Here is a 14700-nt window from a genome sequence, read left to right as displayed (position 1 = left end):
TGGCTCGCAGGGGTGAGCCGGCAGTGTATCGCCGGCAGGGTGCCGCCACCTTCGTGGTCAGTCCTGCAGGCCGGGTTGCCCCTGGACCAGCGGCACCCGTGAGCCGTCCAGCAGACCGCGGCTGAGCCGGCCATCCTCGATGAACAGCAGCTCGCCGTTCTCGCCGTTCTTGATGCTGCTGTCGATGGCGATCACGCGATCACCATGGAACGTGCTGACATGCGGCATCGACGTGTGGCCGACCACGATGCGCTTGAGCTGCAGCGTGTCGAGCACGTCCTGCACGCCCCGTGCATCGAGACGGCCATCGAAGTAGCCGCGGTACCAGATGGGGCTGGTCTTGCCGTCGTACAGCGGTGCAGTTGCGGGGTCGGCCTTCACTTCGGCCTTGGGCAATCCCAGCGAGGCCTGGTAGGCGGCATTGGTGCGTGCCGGGTGCAGTGCCAGTTCCACCGCTTCGGGCGAGATGCCGCCATGCAGGAACAGGGTGTCGCCGATCTTCAGCAGCACCGGCCGCGTCCGCAGCCATTGCCCGATCACCGAATCGGCGCCGTACAGCTGCGGATAGCTGCGGCCGAGCAACTGCGCACTGCGCAGGTACTTCGGATTGACATAGCGCAGGTCGTCGTACAGAACCATGGTCTCGTGGTTGCCGAGCACGAAGTGCACCGCACCGCCGGCGGCCGCCGCCTGCTGCTGCAGGCCATACAACAGCCAGAACGCTTCGGTGACCTGCGGGCCGCGATCGAACACGTCGCCAGCGACCACCAGGGTGTCCTGGCCGAGGGCCCAGCGGTCCTGCGCATCGATCACATGGTGGGCGCGCAGCAGTCGTACCAGCAGGTCGTACTGGCCGTGGATGTCGGACAGGGCGACGATGCGCGGTACCGCAGGCAGCTCCGACACCGAAGGCGCGACCGGTGGCAGCACGTGCACGCTGTGCGGGTAGCCGCACAGGGGCGCGACATCGGCAGCTCCCGTGGCGGTGCCCAGCGAGCGGGTCTGCACAGCGTCAGCGCAGATCCATTTGGCCTGCAGCTGATCGCCGTTGCGGAACACGTAGGGGCCATCGGCCTCGACGTGGGCGGCAGGCGCGGCGACTTCGCGGCCCTGCGCGCCTGGCACGCCCCACAGCAGGAGCAGGGGCAGCAGCACGGACGCGGATCGGGGCAGGGCACGGCGGAGCATGGGCGGAGTCCTGGGCAGCAACGGAAGGGCGGGCCGCAGGGCCCGCCCGTGATCCTACGCTGGCATTGCTACACGCTGCATGCGCGGGCGGCGCGCAGGCTTTGCCGTGGGAGGCGGATCATCGATCCGGCGCATCGCGCTCAGGTGGAACGGCACGCGAGGCTCGGGCTAGCGGATGTCCACCTTGCGGACCGCGGTCTGTTCCGCCAGCAGCGGCGTACCGGTGTGGTCATGCGGCTGCATGTAGGGAAGGGGCGCGCCGCTGGCACGCTCGACAAGCTGCGAGTGCGCCTCACCCGTTGCGAAGCGGTGGCGCTCCCCCCATTGCCGCAGCGCCACCAGCACCGGGAAAAGTTCGCGTCCGGCTGGCGTCAGCACGTACTGCTGGTAGGCGCTGCCATCGCTGGCAGGTTGCTGCAGCAGCAGCCCGGCCTCGACCAGACGCCGCAGGCGGTCGCTTAGGATGTTGCGCGCTGCGCCGAGGCTGCGCTGGAAGTCACTGAAGCGGGTAACGCCATCAAAGGCATCGCGGATGATCAGCAGGGCCCAGCGATCACCGAGCAGATCGGCGCTGCGGGCAACGGGGCAGGGGCTGTCGGCGTGCATGGGCAAGGCTCGTGACGATGTGGTTGCATTTTAAAACCATTGTCGATAGGGTGCATCCAGTTTCAATATGCAACCACGTTCATGCCCGCTTCCGTCCTTCCGCGCGCCCTGCTGGGCCTGCTGGCCATCGCGGCGGGTGCCAGTGTGGCCAATGTCTATTACGCACAGCCGCTGCTGGAGCGCCTGGCGCAGGCCTTCGCCATGGAGCGCGCGACGGCCGGCGCTGTGGTTGCCGCCACCCAGGCCGGCAGCGTGCTGGCCCTGCTCGGCCTGCTGCCGCTGGCCGACCGCGGCGATCGTCGCCGCCTGCTGCGCGTGCAGCTGCTGGCACTGGTGATGGTGCTGCTGGGACTGGCGGCAGCACGCAGTACCGCCTGGCTGCTGGGGGGCATGCTGCTGGCGGGCCTGCTCGGGACGGCGCTCACCCAGGGACTCATCGCCTATGCAGCCACGCTGGCACCGTCGGGGCAGCGGGGGCGCGTGGTTGGCATGGTGCAGGGCGGGGTGTTCATCGGCCTGCTGGCTGCGCGTGTGGTATCCGGCGCGGTGGCGGCCCTGGCCGGCTGGCGCGCGGTGTACCTGCTGTCAGCAGTGATGATGGCGGCGTTGGCGATGCTGCTGTGGCGACGCCTGCCTGCCGTGCCTGTTCCCTCGCAGCCGCCGGCCTGGCGCGCCCTGCTCGGCTCGATGATGACGATGCTGCGCAGTGATCGCACGCTGCGCGAGCGTGGCCCTCTGGCGCTGCTGCTGTTCGCCGGCCTCAACGTGTTCTGGGCGGCCGTACCGCTGCCCCTGTCGGCATCACCGATGAACTGGTCGACCGCGGCCATCGGCGCGCTCGGTCTGGCCGGCATGGTCGGTGCGCTGCTGGCTGCACGGGTGGGGCACTGGATGGATCGGGGTTTCAGCCTGCGGGTGAGCCTGGGGGCGCTGCTGCTGATGCTGCTTGCGTGGTGGCCCCTGCTGGGTCTGCCGCACGCCCTGGCATGGCTGCTGCTGGGCGTGGTGGTGCTCGATCTGGGAGGACAGGCACTGCATGTGTCCAACCAGGCGTTGCTGCTGCGCGCGCCTGCCGAACAGCACGGTCGCCTGGTGGCGCTGTACATGCTGTTCTACGCGGTCGGCAGCGGCGTCGGTGCTGCGGCCGGTACGTGGATGCAGGCGCACCACGGCTGGACCAGGGTCTGTGCGCTCGGTGCAGGCATCGCGGTGACAGCGCTGGCATGGTGGGCGCTGCATGCCGCTGCACCGGCAGCGCGTCACCCCGGCGGCCACCGGCCTCCTGCGTAGTACCCATCAGCAGGGGGTACGGCGAACGAGCGTACTTGGCCCCATGCACATTTGCGAAGCGCTTGCACTGCGTTGACGCATTTGAGAATCAATCGCATTGATGGGAGAATGCGCGCATGGATCGGCCTGCGGAAGATGTGCGGCGCCGCTCCCACTTCCCCCGTCGTCGCCTCAAGCCCTTTGCCAGAGGTCCCGTTGCCCTGCCAGAAGGTGTTGAAGATGTCTGCCGTCCTTGTTCCGCCGCCGCGCCCGTTGGCGCTTGCCGTTGCTGCCCTGCTTGCGGGCAGTGCCCTGGGTGCCCATGCGCAGACCGACGCGACCGATATCGATACGGTGCACGTCACCGCCTCGCAGATCGCGCGCCAAGCACTGGGTACATCGACAATCACCGCCGAGGACATCGCGCGCCGTCCTCCTGCCAACGACATCGCCGAGCTGCTGCGGACCATGCCCGGCGTCAATCTCACCGGCAACAGTGCGTCCGGCCAGTACGGCAACAACCGCCAGATCGACCTGCGCGGCATGGGACCGGAGAACACGCTGATCCTGGTGGACGGCAAACGCGTCGGCGCCCGCGACGCCGTGCGCATGGGCCGCAGCGGTGAGCGCAATACCCGTGGCGACACCAACTGGGTGCCGGCGGAGATGATCGAGCGCATCGAAGTGCTGCGCGGTCCGGCAGCGGCGCGTTATGGATCCGGCGCCTCCGGCGGCGTGGTCAACATCATCACCAAGCGCCCGACGGGCGATCTGACCGGAGCGGTCGACCTGTACGGACTGGTACCCGAGCACAGTGCCGAAGGTGGCAGTGAGCGCGTGGGCCTGCAGCTGAGCGGCCCGATGACCGATGCGTTGTCCTTCCGCCTGTATGGCAACCTCAACAGGACCGACGCGGATTCGCTCGAACTCAATCGCGCGTTCGCCACCGCGCCGGGCACCGTACCTCCCGCAGGCCGCGAGGGCGTCAAGAACCGCGATGTCAACGCGCTGCTGCGCTGGGACATCAACGCCGGCCAGGTGGTGGAATTCGAAGCCGGTACCAGCCGCCAGGGCAACATCTATGCGGGCGACCGTGCCGTGAGCAACACCGGTACCTCCACGCCGGTCGATCTGGCGGCGCTGGCCGAGAGCGAGGCAGAGACCAACCGCATGTACCGCACCACCGGGGCGATCACCCATCGTGGCCGCTGGGGTGATGTGACCTCGCGCGTTACTGCTGCGGTGGAAGCGGTCAACAATTCGCGCATCAACGAAGGCCTGGCCGGTGGCCCCGAGGGCAGCTTCAACGGCACCGACTGGTCCACCTCCCGCCTGCGCAATTACCAGCTCGACGGCGAGATCAGTTTCCCGACCACGATCGGCGCGGCGGAGAATGTCTGGACGCTGGGCTTCGAGCATCTCGACAGCCGCTTGACCGATCCGTATTCGATGAGCCAGTCCGGCAGCAGTGGCGGTGGCCTGCCGGGCCTGTCGGCCGATCGTGCGCGCGGCAAGTCCGATGCACAGACCACGGCGGTCTTCGTCGAAGACAACATCTACCTGGGCGAACGCTGGATCGTGACGCCGGGCCTGCGCTTCGACCATCACAGCCAGTTCGGCAACAACGCCAGCCCCAGCCTCAATGCGCAGTTCCGCATCAATGGCGACTGGGTGGTGAAGGGCGGCATCGCGCGCGCGTTCAAGGCTCCCAACCTCTACCAGTCCAATCCGGACTACCTGTACTACACCCGTGGCAACGGCTGTCCCAACGCACTGCCGAGCCTGGGCGCGGGCTGCTATCTGCAGGGCAACGCGGAGCTGGACGCCGAGACCAGCCTGAACAAGGAACTGGGCGTGGAATGGGCTCCGGACAGTGGCTGGCAGGCCTCGTTGACCTACTTCCACAACGACTACAAGGACAAGATCGAGGCCGGGTATACCCAGGTCGGCCTCACCGCCGATACCCGTGGCCGGATCTTCCGCTGGGAAAATGCACCGAAGGCCATCGTGCAGGGCCTGGAGGGCAACCTGGTGGTGCCGCTGCTGGGCGAGCAGGGCGACCGGCTGAAGTGGAGCAGCAACTTCACCTACATGGTGGAGAACGAGAACAAGAGCACCGGCCAGCCGCTGTCGGTGATACCGCGCTACACGGTCAACACGATGCTGGACTGGCAGGCCACCGAAAAGCTGTCGCTGCTGCTCACCGGCACCTTCTACGGCAGGCAGGAGCCGGCCACCACCAACATCAACAACGATCCTCGCTGCACCGGAAGCTGCGATCCGTCGGTGGTGCTGCAGGATCGGGGGGCATACAACATCTGGGGCGTGAGCGCGCGCTACAGGGTTACCGGGACGGTCAGCTTCGGTTTCGGCGTGAACAACCTGGCCGACAAGCGCCTGTTCCGCGAAGCCAACAGCAGCGACGCCGGTGCGGCGACCTACAACGAACCGGGCCGCGCATACTGGGCCAGCCTGCGTTTCGGCTTCTGAGCGCGCGCGGTGCCTGACAGGCATGGCCCGGTGCAATCGGCGAGCGCCGGGCCACGCCCGGCGCGACCGGCGCCGCACAGCTGCAATGTTATAAACATCGTAATAGTCTCCCCCGCAGCCACGCCGTAGCCTGACCGCATCGCACAGGAGCTGTTGCATGGGCCACGACCACGATCACCTGCCGTCCCAGATCCGCCACGAGAAGCCGTTGTGGTGGGCGTTGGGGCTGACTTCCACCTTCCTTGTCGTCGAAGTCGTCGGCGCGTTCTGGACCAACAGCCTGGCGCTGCTGTCCGATGCGGCCCACATGGCCACCGACGCACTCGCACTGATGATCGCGCTGGTCGCGGTGCGCTTGAGCCGGCGTCCGCCGGACGCGCGCCGCACCTATGGCTATGCGCGGCTGGAAGCCCTTGGCGCGATGATCAATGGCGCGATGCTGTTCGTGGTGGCCGGCTACATCCTGTGGGAAGCGGTCGGCCGCTTCCGCGAACCGCAGGAGATTGCCTCCACCGGCATGCTGGTGATCGCCGCCGCCGGCCTGGTCATCAATCTGATCTCGATGCGCCTGCTGCAGGCCGGCAGCGGTGAAAGCCTCAACGTCAAAGGTGCCTACCTGGAAGTGTGGGCCGACATGCTCGGCTCGGTGGCGGTGATCGTCGGCGCGCTGCTGATCCGCTGGACCGGCTGGCAGCCGATCGACCCGATCCTGGCGGTGCTGATCGGCCTGTGGGTGCTGCCACGCACCTATGTGCTGATGCGCGAGGCGATCAACGTGCTGCTGGAAGGCGTGCCCAAGGGCATGGATGTGGCGAAGGTCCGCGACAGCCTGTCCGGCCATGCCGCGGTGCTGGACGTGCATGACCTGCATGTGTGGGCACTGGCCTCGAGCACGCCGGCGCTGACCGCGCATGTCGTGATGCGCGACGGTACCGACGCCGACGTGCTGCGCCGCGAGCTGGGAGGTCGCCTGCACGATGACTTCGGCATCGAGCATGTGACCCTGCAGATTGAAGCAGATCACTGCGGAGAGGCATGCGGAGATCCCGCGCCGCCCAGTGCGGCCGCACCGGATGCGCGGCACGATCACGACCACGGCGAGGACGCGCAGGGCCATCGCGGCCACGTGCACCACTGATCTGCCGCTACGCGCCCCGTCGCGACGCCAGCCGATCCGCCAGGCGGGTCGGCTCCGGCAGGCGATAGCCGCGCAGCGTCCGCTGCACCCACTGCAGTGCGGTATCGGCGCTGATGCGGTGCCCGCCAGCGACGAACAGCGGCCTGCAGCGGACCTTGCTGCGCAGCACCCAGCCGAGCTGTTCATCGCCATCGAGCAGGGGCGTATGCGCGCCAGCCTCGTCTGCGGGCTCGACGAAGCGACCGACCAGTTTCGACTTGGCCACGCCGATGCTCGGCAGATCGGTGACGACGCCCAGGTGCGCCGCCACGCCCAGCCGTCGCGGATGGCTGATGCCGTGCCCGTCGACGAAGACCAGGTCCGGCGAACGCGGCAGCAGGGCCAGTGCAGCGAGCAGGGCGGGCAGCTCGCGGAAGCTGAGCAGGCCAGGGATGTAAGGCATCACCGTGGGAATGCGGGCGATCTCCCGGGCCACCGGTTGCAGGGTGGCGGCATCCAGCAGCACGGCTGCGGCGCGGGTGGTGCGGCCGTCGTCCTTGAAGCCGACGTCCAGCCCGGCCAGCCAGCGTACGGTACCCGGCAGCCGGTCGCTGCGCTCCACCCGCGCCGCAAGCCGCAGCTGTTGCTCGCGTGCGGCGGCGACGCTGCCCTGCCAGCGCCCGGGATCGATCACGGTATTCATCGATCACAGCATCGCATGGGCCGCGCCACGGCACGGTGAGCGGCCCCGGGGCTACAATGGCGGCCTGCCTTTCCTCGCGTTGGAGATCCTGCAGTGACCCGTAAACTCGTACTGTTGCGCCATGGCCAGAGCCAGTGGAACCTGGACAACCGCTTCACCGGCTGGGTCGATGTCGACCTGACGGAGCAGGGGCGCCGGGAAGCGGCCGCCGCTGGCCGCCTGATGCGCGAGGAAGGCCTGCAGTTCGACGTCGCCCACACCTCGGTGTTGAAGCGCGCCATCCACACCCTGCAGGGCGCCCTGGCCGAGCTGGAGCAGGACTGGCTGCCGGTGAACAAATCCTGGCGTCTCAACGAGCGCCATTACGGCGGCCTGCAGGGCCTGGACAAGGCCGAGACCGCTGCAAAGCACGGCGAGGAGCAGGTCAAGGTGTGGCGTCGCTCCTATGACATCCCGCCGCCGCCGATGGATCTGGAAGACCCGGGCCATCCGATCCACGACCGTCGCTACGCCGGGCTGGACCGCAACGCGCTGCCGGGTACCGAATCGCTGGCCACCACCCTCGACCGCGTGCTGCCGTACTGGCACGACGCCATCGCGCCGCAGCTGAAGGACGGCAAGACGGTGCTGGTCACCGCCCACGGCAACTCGCTGCGCGCGCTGTACAAGTACCTCAACAATGTTTCGCGCGAGGAAATCCTCGAGCTGAACATTCCGACCGGCATTCCGCTGCTGTTCGAACTGAACGATGACCTGACCGTGCAGTCGTTCCGCTACCTGGGCGACCCGGAAGCGGCGCGCAAGGCCGCTGAGGCCGTGGCCAACCAGGGCAAGGCCAAGTAGGAATCGGAAGGCCGGCGCACGCCGGCCTTCGCTTTTTGTGGCGCAGAGCAGGGCTCGGCGCCACATGACGAGCGCTCTGTGACCTTTGGCCGGTCCCTGCCGCGGGCGTCCCCGTCTACCCTGTGGAATTACCCGCAGGAGAGCCTCATGAACGTCCGCAACCTGGCCCCGCTGGGCCTGACCATCGCCATCGCCGCCTCCCTGGCTGCGTGTGGCAAGAACGAAACTGCACCGGCGACCAGTGCCGACGCTACGCCGGCCTTCGACCTGTCACAGATCAAGACGCCGCTGATCTCGCTCAACAGCGCCGATCTCGATCCGGCCATCGCGGCCTGCACCGACCTCAATGGCTTCGTCAACAGCAAGTGGCTGAAGGCCAATCCGGTACCGGGCGACCAGACCACCTGGGGCAGCTTCGAAATCCTGCGCGAGCGCTCGCTGGAAGTGCAGCATGCGCTGGTACAGCAGGCTGCCGCCAGCCAGGCCAAGACCGGTTCGGTGGAAGCCAAGATCGGCGACATCTGGAAGACCGGCAACGACGAAGCGAAGATCGAGGCTGCGGGCCTGGCGCCGCTGCAGCCGCAGCTCGACAAGATCGCCGCGCTGAAGGACACCGCCACCCTCACCCAGTACCTGCGCGACAGCCAGGCCGAGGGCAAGGGCGTGCTGTTCTCGCTGTTCGCCAATGCCGATTACAAGGATTCGGCCAATGTCATCGCCTACGTCGGCCAGGGCGGCCTCGGCCTGCCGGAGAAGGGCTACTACTTCGATGATGCGCAGGCCAGGATCCGCGACGCCTACGTGGCCTACATCGCGCAGGTGCTGACCCTGTCCGGCGTGGACGCCGCGCAGGCCGCCGAGCAGGCCAAGGCCGTGATGGCCTTCGAAACCCGCCTGGCCAAGGCGTCCATGTCGCGCATCGAAATGCGTGACCCGGCCAAGCGCTACAACCCGCTCAGCGCCGCAGACGCCGACAGGCTGACCCCGAATTTCAGCTGGACCGCGCTGTTCGACACCCTGAAGGTGCCGGCCGCGCAGAAGTTCTCGCTGGCCCAGCCGGGCTTCTTCTCCGAGATGGACAAGATGCTGGCCGATGTGCCGGCCAGCACCTGGCAGGCCTACCTGCGCTTCCACACCATCGACGACGCCTCGCCGTACCTGAGCAGCCAGTTCGAGAAGGCCAACTTCGATTTCTATGGCACCACCCTGCGTGGCCAGAAGGAAATGCAGCCGCGCTGGAAGCGCGTGCTGGAGTCGGTCAACGGCGGCATGGGCGAGGCGCTGGGCCAGCTGTACGTCGACGCCGTATTCCCGGCCGAGTCGAAGGTGGCCATGCAGCACCTGGTGGAAAACCTGTCGCAGGCGTTGAAGGTGCGCCTGGAGCAGCTGCCGTGGATGGGCGAGGAAACCAAGAAGAAGGCACTGGAGAAGTGGGCCAGCTTCACCCCGAAGATCGGTTACCCGGACAAGTGGCGTGACTGGGCAGGCCTGCAGACCAACGGCGACAGCTACCTCGGCAACATGCAGGCGGCGCGTGCGTTCAACTACCGCTACATGCTGGACAAGATCGGCAAGCCGGTGGACAGGACCGAGTGGGGCATGACGCCGCAGACCGTCAACGCCTACTACAACGCCACCAAGAACGAGATCGTGTTCCCGGCAGCGATCCTGCAGGCGCCGTTCTTCGACGCCAAGGCCGATCCGGCACTGAACTACGGCGGCATCGGCGCGGTGATCGGCCACGAGATGATGCACGGCTACGACGATTCGGGCAGCCAGTTCGCCGCCAACGGCAACTTCGACAACTGGTGGACCGATGCCGACCGCAAGGCGTTCACCGAACGTACCGACCAGCTGGTCGCGCAGTTCGATGGCTACGAAGCGGTGCCCGGCGTGAATGTGAAGGGCAAGCTGACCCTGGGCGAGAACATCGGCGACCTGGGCGGCCTGACCGTTGCCTATGACGCGCTGCAGATGGCGCTGAAGGAAGATCCGAAGGCGAACGTCGAGGTCGATGGCTACAGCCAGGACCAGCGCTTCTTCATGAACTGGGCCACCGTGTGGCGTCGCAACTTCACCGATGGCGAACTGCGCGTGCGCCTGAACACCGATCCGCACGCGCCGGCCAACTTCCGCGCCAACGGTGCGCCCTCGAACATGCCGTCGTTCGCGGCTGCGTTCCAGTGCAAGGCCGGTGACGCGATGGTGCGTGCCGACGACAAGCGCGTGGTGATCTGGTAACCGATCACACGTGAAGCGTGATGCGAAAGGCCCGGCGCAAGCCGGGCCTTTCGTCTGTTTGCCCGGTGGCGCCGGATCTCAGGCCAGCGCAGGTTCCTGCGCCAGCAGGCGATGGAAGCGCTGCAGCACGTAGGGGTCGATCAGGCCGCCGGCCTGGTCATCGAGGATGCGCAGTGCCGTTCCGTGCGCCATCGCCGCCCGGTACGGACGATCACTGGTCATCGCATCGTAGGCGTCGGCGAGCGTGACAATGCGCGCGCCCAGCGGGATGTGCTCGCCGTGCAGGCCGTCGGGATAGCCGCTGCCGTCGAATGCCTCGTGATGGGCCCGGATCAGCCTGGCCACCGCGGCGGCATCGCTGCGGCCGGTGGTCAGGAAGATGTGCTCGCCACGCACGGGATGCTCACGCATGATCGCGCGCTCCTGTTCGGTGTGCCGGCGAGGGCTCAGCAGCACGTCGTCGGGAATGCCGATCTTGCCGATGTCATGGAATCGCGCGGCCAGCGCGACCCGCGTGCCGGCCTCCTGGTCCAGGTCGCAGTGCACGGCCAGGCGCTGGGCCAGCCGGCCGACCCGGTCACAGTGATGGCGGGTGTAGGCATCGCGCATCTGCAGCGACATGGCCAGGGCATCGATCAGGCAGGCCTGTGCGTGCAGCAGGTCGGGGGCGGGTACGGCGTCAGGCAGCATGGTCGTCCGCCCGCACCGGGTGGGGCCGGTGCGGGGTGGTGGCGGTGGGAAATCAACCCGGGGCGAGGGTCGTCAGCAGGGCGCGGGCCGCATTGAAGCGGTCTTCCGGCAAGGGTAGCGGGTGCTTGATGCGGAGCTTGTCCGGGCCTTCCATCGCATACAGGTTCGGCTGCTTCTGGATCAGCTGGATCACGGCCATCGGGTCGATGTCCGGCTTCGATTCGAACACGATGCGGCCACCGTTCTCGCCCAGGTCCAGCTTGCGGATGCCCAGCGCGTTGGCCCGCAGCTTCAGCTCGGCAACCGCGAACAGGTGCTTGGCCGGGTCCGGCAGCAGGCCGAAGCGATCGATCATCTCGACCTGCAGCTCGCGCAGCGCATCGTTGTCGCGCGCGCTGGAAATGCGCTTGTACAGCGTCAGGCGGGTATGCACGTCCGGCAGGTAGTCTTCCGGAATCAGGGCCGGCACATGCAGCTCGACGTCGGCACCGCGCACTTCCTCGCCGGCATCCAGGTCCGGCAGCTTGCCCTGCTTGATGCTGCGTACCGCGCGCTCCAGGAGCTCGGTATACAGGCTGAAGCCGACTTCGGCCATCTGCCCGCTCTGGTCCTCGCCGAGCAGTTCACCGGCACCGCGGATTTCCAGATCGTGCGTGGCCAGGGTGAAGCCGGCGCCCAGCTCGTCCATGGAGGCGATGGCTTCCAGGCGCTTCTCGGCATCCGGGGTGATCGCACGGCGGTCAGGCGTGATCAGGTAGGCGTAGGCGCGGTGGTGCGAACGCCCCACGCGGCCGCGCAGCTGGTGCAGCTGGGCCAGGCCGAAGCGGTCAGCGCGGTTGATGATGATGGTGTTGGCGTTGGGGATGTCGATGCCCGACTCGATGATCGTGGTCGACAGCAGCACGTTGAAGCGCTGCTTCTGGAAATCCAGCATCACCTTCTCCAGTTCGCGCTCCGGCATCTGGCCATGGGCGATGCCGATGCGCGCTTCCGGCACGAGTTCGGACAGCTCGCGCTGCATGCGGCCGATGCTCTCCACGTCGTTGTGCAGGAAGTACAGCTGGCCACCACGCGCCAGTTCGCGCTGGAAGGCCTCGCGCAGCAGCGCGTTGTCCCATTGCGTGATGAAGGTCTGTACCGCCAGCCGGTTCGGCGGCGGCGTGGCGATGATCGACAGGTCGCGAAGACCGGCCATGGCCATGTTCAGCGTGCGCGGGATCGGCGTGGCGGTCAGGGTCAGCAGGTGCACGTTGGCACGCAACGCCTTCAGCGCCTCCTTCTGGCGTACGCCGAACCGTTGTTCCTCGTCGACGATGACCATGCCCAGATCCTTGAACTTCACGTCCGGCTGCAGCAGGCGGTGGGTGCCCACGATGACATCGATGGTGCCGGCAGCGACCTTCTCCAGTTCGGCCTTGATCTCCTTGGTGCTCTTGAAGCGCGACAGCACTTCCACCTTGAGCGGGTAGTCGGCGAAGCGGTCGCGGAAGTTGCGGTAGTGCTGTTCGGCCAGCAGCGTGGTCGGCACCAGCACCGCCACCTGCTTGCCGGCACTGGCAGCGGCGAACGCGGCGCGCACAGCGACCTCGGTCTTGCCGAAGCCCACATCGCCGCAGACCACGCGGTCCATCGGCTGGCTGCTGGCGAGGTCGCGCAGGGTCGCGTCGATGGCGGCCAGCTGGTCGGGTGTCTCCTCGAACGGGAAGCCGGCGGCGAATGGTTCGTACATCGCGCGGTCGACCTGCAGGGCCAGTCCGGCACGTGCCTGCCGGCGCGCCTGGATTTCCAGCAGTTCGGCGGCGACGTCGCGCACCTTCTCGGCGGCCTTGCGCTTGGCCTTGGTCCACTGCTCGCCCCCGAGCGAATGCAGGGGGGCAGTCTCGGCGGAAGCGCCGGAGTAGCGGCTGATGAGGTGCAGCTGTGCGACCGGCACGTACAGGCGGTCGCCCTTGGCATACTCGATTTCCAGGAACTCGCCCGGCATGCCACCGACGTCCATCGCGATCAGGCCGCGATAACGGCCCACGCCATGATCCTCGTGCACGATCGGCGCGCCTTCGGTCAGCTCGCCCAGGTCACGGATGATCGCTTCCGGTTCGCGGCCGGCGCGGCGCGTGCGGCGGGTGCTGCCGGCGCGCTCGGGGAACAGCTGGCGTTCGGTCAGGACCGCCAGGCGCGGATCGTCCAGGGCGAAGCCATCTTCCAGCGGCGCCACGGTGATGGCAAAGCGCACATCGCTGGCGAGGAAGGCGGGCAGGTCGGCAACTACCGGCGGCTTCAGTTCGGCCGCCTGCAGCACTTCCAGCAGGGCTTCGCGGCGGCCCGGTGAATCTGCGGCGATCAGTACCCGGCCGGGGTAGTGGCCGAGGAAGGATTTCAGCGCGTCGCCAGCGGGCGCTTCGCGGGCCGCTACCGGTAGCGCCGGCAGGGGCTGGTCGCCCAGCGCATGTGCATCGGCGATGCGCGCATGGTCGGCGGCCCATACTTCGATGCGTGGCGCGTCGTTCAGCCGCTCGCGCAGCTGCTCAGGCGAAAGGTACAGCGCCGAGGGCGGCAGCAGTGGGCGCTCGACATCGTGGCGGCGCTGCTCGTAGCGTTCGCCGGTCTGTGCCCAGAACGCGTCGGCGGCTTCGCCTGCGCCGGCACACACCACCGGCAGGCTGCCGGCAGGCAGGTAGTCGAACAGGCTGGCGGTGCGATCGAAGAACAGCGGCAGGTAGTACTCGATGCCGGCCGGGGCCAACCCGGACTTGAGGTCCTGGTACAGCGCGCTGCGGCGCGTGTCGACATCGAAGCGTTCACGCAGGGTGGCCAGCACGCGGCCGATGCTGGCCTCATCCATCGGTACTTCGCGGCCGGGCAGCATGTGCACCGACTCGACCCTGTCCAGCGAGCGCTGGCTTTCCGGGTCGAAGGCGCGGATCGAGTCGATGTCCTCGTCCAGCAGCTCCACCCGCAAGGGCTCGTCGGCGCCCATCGGGAACACATCGAGCAGGCCGCCGCGCACGGCGAAGTCGCCGGGGTCCATCACCTGCGGCACGTTGCGGTAGCCCGCGCTCTCCAGGCGGCGTTTCTCGGCCTCCAGGTCCAGGCGCTGGCCGACCTTCAGGTCGAAGCTGCCGCCGATCACGTAGCTGCGCGGGGCCAGCTGCTGCAGCAGGGTCTGGACCGGCACCACCACCAGGCCGCGCTTGAGCGCAGGCAGGCGGTGCAGGGCCGCCAGGCGCTGCGAGATGATGTCCGGATGCGGGCTGAAGCGGTCGTAGGGCAGGGTTTCCCAGTCCGGGAAGGCGATCACCGGCAGCGCGGGATCGTTGCCCAGCAGGGTCTGCAGATCGGCTTCGAGCTGGTTGGCGCCGTGGTTGTCACGGGCAACCACCAGCAACGGCGCGTCATGCGCGCGCGCCGCCTGGGCCAGGTACCAGGCCAGGGCGGTCGGTGAAGCGGGGGCGCGCCACCAGGCGCGGAGCTGGCCGGCGCGCGGCAGCGGCGGGGCGGGGTATGAAGTACGCGACATGGACCGCGGATTTTAGCAGAAGCCTCCACCCGCCCC

The 14700-nt window shown here is 67.8% G+C and carries 10 protein-coding genes; 5 read left to right on the top strand and 5 right to left on the bottom strand.

All coding sequences use genetic code 11. From position 1 onward, the window contains the following. Positions 1 to 57 precede the first annotated feature (57 nt). Complete coding sequence (locus IMX13_RS01845; RefSeq protein ID WP_080375256.1) at positions 58 to 1188, bottom strand: metallophosphoesterase; 1131 nt, start codon at positions 1186 to 1188, stop codon at positions 58 to 60. A gap of 168 nt (positions 1189 to 1356) precedes the next feature. After that, positions 1357 to 1794 (bottom strand): helix-turn-helix domain-containing protein, encoded by a 438-nt coding sequence (locus tag IMX13_RS01840; RefSeq protein ID WP_111185849.1) that lies wholly within the window; start codon positions 1792 to 1794, stop codon positions 1357 to 1359. Between the two features lie 81 nt (positions 1795 to 1875). On the opposite strand from IMX13_RS01840, the gene IMX13_RS01835 reads away from it, so the two are divergent. The 3 genes from IMX13_RS01835 (at position 1876) to IMX13_RS01825 (ending at position 6691) form a co-directional block, all read left to right on the top strand. Continuing rightward, complete coding sequence (locus tag IMX13_RS01835; RefSeq protein ID WP_193395628.1) at positions 1876 to 3084, top strand: MFS transporter; 1209 nt, start codon at positions 1876 to 1878, stop codon at positions 3082 to 3084. A 219-nt stretch (positions 3085 to 3303) separates the two neighbouring features. After that, on the top strand, positions 3304 to 5553 hold the full coding sequence (locus IMX13_RS01830) for a TonB-dependent siderophore receptor (RefSeq protein ID WP_193395627.1): 2250 nt from the start codon (positions 3304 to 3306) through the stop codon (positions 5551 to 5553). Between the two features lie 157 nt (positions 5554 to 5710). Continuing rightward, entirely contained in the window at positions 5711 to 6691 is a 981-nt protein-coding gene (locus IMX13_RS01825) for a cation diffusion facilitator family transporter (RefSeq protein ID WP_053517376.1), read from the top strand. Positions 6692 to 6698: 7 nt separating this feature from the next. On the opposite strand, the gene nfi is transcribed toward IMX13_RS01825, so the two are convergent. Beyond that, on the bottom strand, positions 6699 to 7373 hold the full coding sequence (gene nfi / locus IMX13_RS01820; protein WP_193395626.1) for a deoxyribonuclease V: 675 nt from the start codon (positions 7371 to 7373) through the stop codon (positions 6699 to 6701). A gap of 93 nt (positions 7374 to 7466) precedes the next feature. Here nfi and gpmA point away from each other — a divergent pair, with 93 nt between their 5' ends. Further along, a complete protein-coding gene (gene gpmA, locus IMX13_RS01815) occupies positions 7467 to 8216 on the top strand; it encodes a 2,3-diphosphoglycerate-dependent phosphoglycerate mutase (RefSeq protein ID WP_014036448.1) in 750 nt (249 codons plus the stop codon). Positions 8217 to 8363: 147 nt separating this feature from the next. Then, positions 8364 to 10457 (top strand): M13 family metallopeptidase, encoded by a 2094-nt coding sequence (locus tag IMX13_RS01810; protein ID WP_193395625.1) that lies wholly within the window; start codon positions 8364 to 8366, stop codon positions 10455 to 10457. 78 nt (positions 10458 to 10535) lie between these two features. Here the strand turns inward: IMX13_RS01810 and IMX13_RS01805 are convergent, their stop codons facing one another. Together IMX13_RS01805 and mfd are read right to left on the bottom strand one after the other, a co-directional pair. Beyond that, positions 10536 to 11147: an HD domain-containing phosphohydrolase gene (locus IMX13_RS01805; protein ID WP_065181148.1), complete on the bottom strand. Its 612-nt coding sequence runs from the start codon at positions 11145 to 11147 to the stop codon at positions 10536 to 10538. Between the two features lie 52 nt (positions 11148 to 11199). Next, the gene (mfd, locus tag IMX13_RS01800) at positions 11200 to 14664 is read right to left on the bottom strand and encodes a transcription-repair coupling factor (protein WP_193395624.1); all 3465 of its coding nucleotides are present in this window, start codon (positions 14662 to 14664) and stop codon (positions 11200 to 11202) included. Positions 14665 to 14700 lie beyond the last annotated feature (36 nt).

It is taken from the genome of Stenotrophomonas sp. B2 (genome assembly GCF_014947095.1).
Lineage (GTDB): Bacteria > Pseudomonadota > Gammaproteobacteria > Xanthomonadales > Xanthomonadaceae > Stenotrophomonas > Stenotrophomonas maltophilia_P.
This window is presented reverse-complemented; position numbering and strand designations above follow the sequence as displayed.

What these genes read in the sequence shown, in the direction of transcription:
- IMX13_RS01825 (WP_053517376.1), top strand. Translation starts at nt 5,711, where the DNA reads ATGGGCCACGACCACGATCACCTGCCGTCCCAGATCCGCCACGAGAAG.
- IMX13_RS01810 (WP_193395625.1), top strand. Translation starts at nt 8,364, where the DNA reads ATGAACGTCCGCAACCTGGCCCCGCTGGGCCTGACCATCGCCATCGCC.
- IMX13_RS01805 (WP_065181148.1), bottom strand. Translation starts at nt 11,147, where the DNA reads ATGCTGCCTGACGCCGTACCCGCCCCCGACCTGCTGCACGCACAGGCC.
- mfd (WP_193395624.1), bottom strand. Translation starts at nt 14,664, where the DNA reads ATGTCGCGTACTTCATACCCCGCCCCGCCGCTGCCGCGCGCCGGCCAG.
- nfi (WP_193395626.1), bottom strand. Translation starts at nt 7,373, where the DNA reads ATGAATACCGTGATCGATCCCGGGCGCTGGCAGGGCAGCGTCGCCGCC.
- IMX13_RS01840 (WP_111185849.1), bottom strand. Translation starts at nt 1,794, where the DNA reads ATGCACGCCGACAGCCCCTGCCCCGTTGCCCGCAGCGCCGATCTGCTC.
- IMX13_RS01835 (WP_193395628.1), top strand. Translation starts at nt 1,876, where the DNA reads ATGCCCGCTTCCGTCCTTCCGCGCGCCCTGCTGGGCCTGCTGGCCATC.
- IMX13_RS01830 (WP_193395627.1), top strand. Translation starts at nt 3,304, where the DNA reads ATGTCTGCCGTCCTTGTTCCGCCGCCGCGCCCGTTGGCGCTTGCCGTT.
- IMX13_RS01845 (WP_080375256.1), bottom strand. Translation starts at nt 1,188, where the DNA reads ATGCTCCGCCGTGCCCTGCCCCGATCCGCGTCCGTGCTGCTGCCCCTG.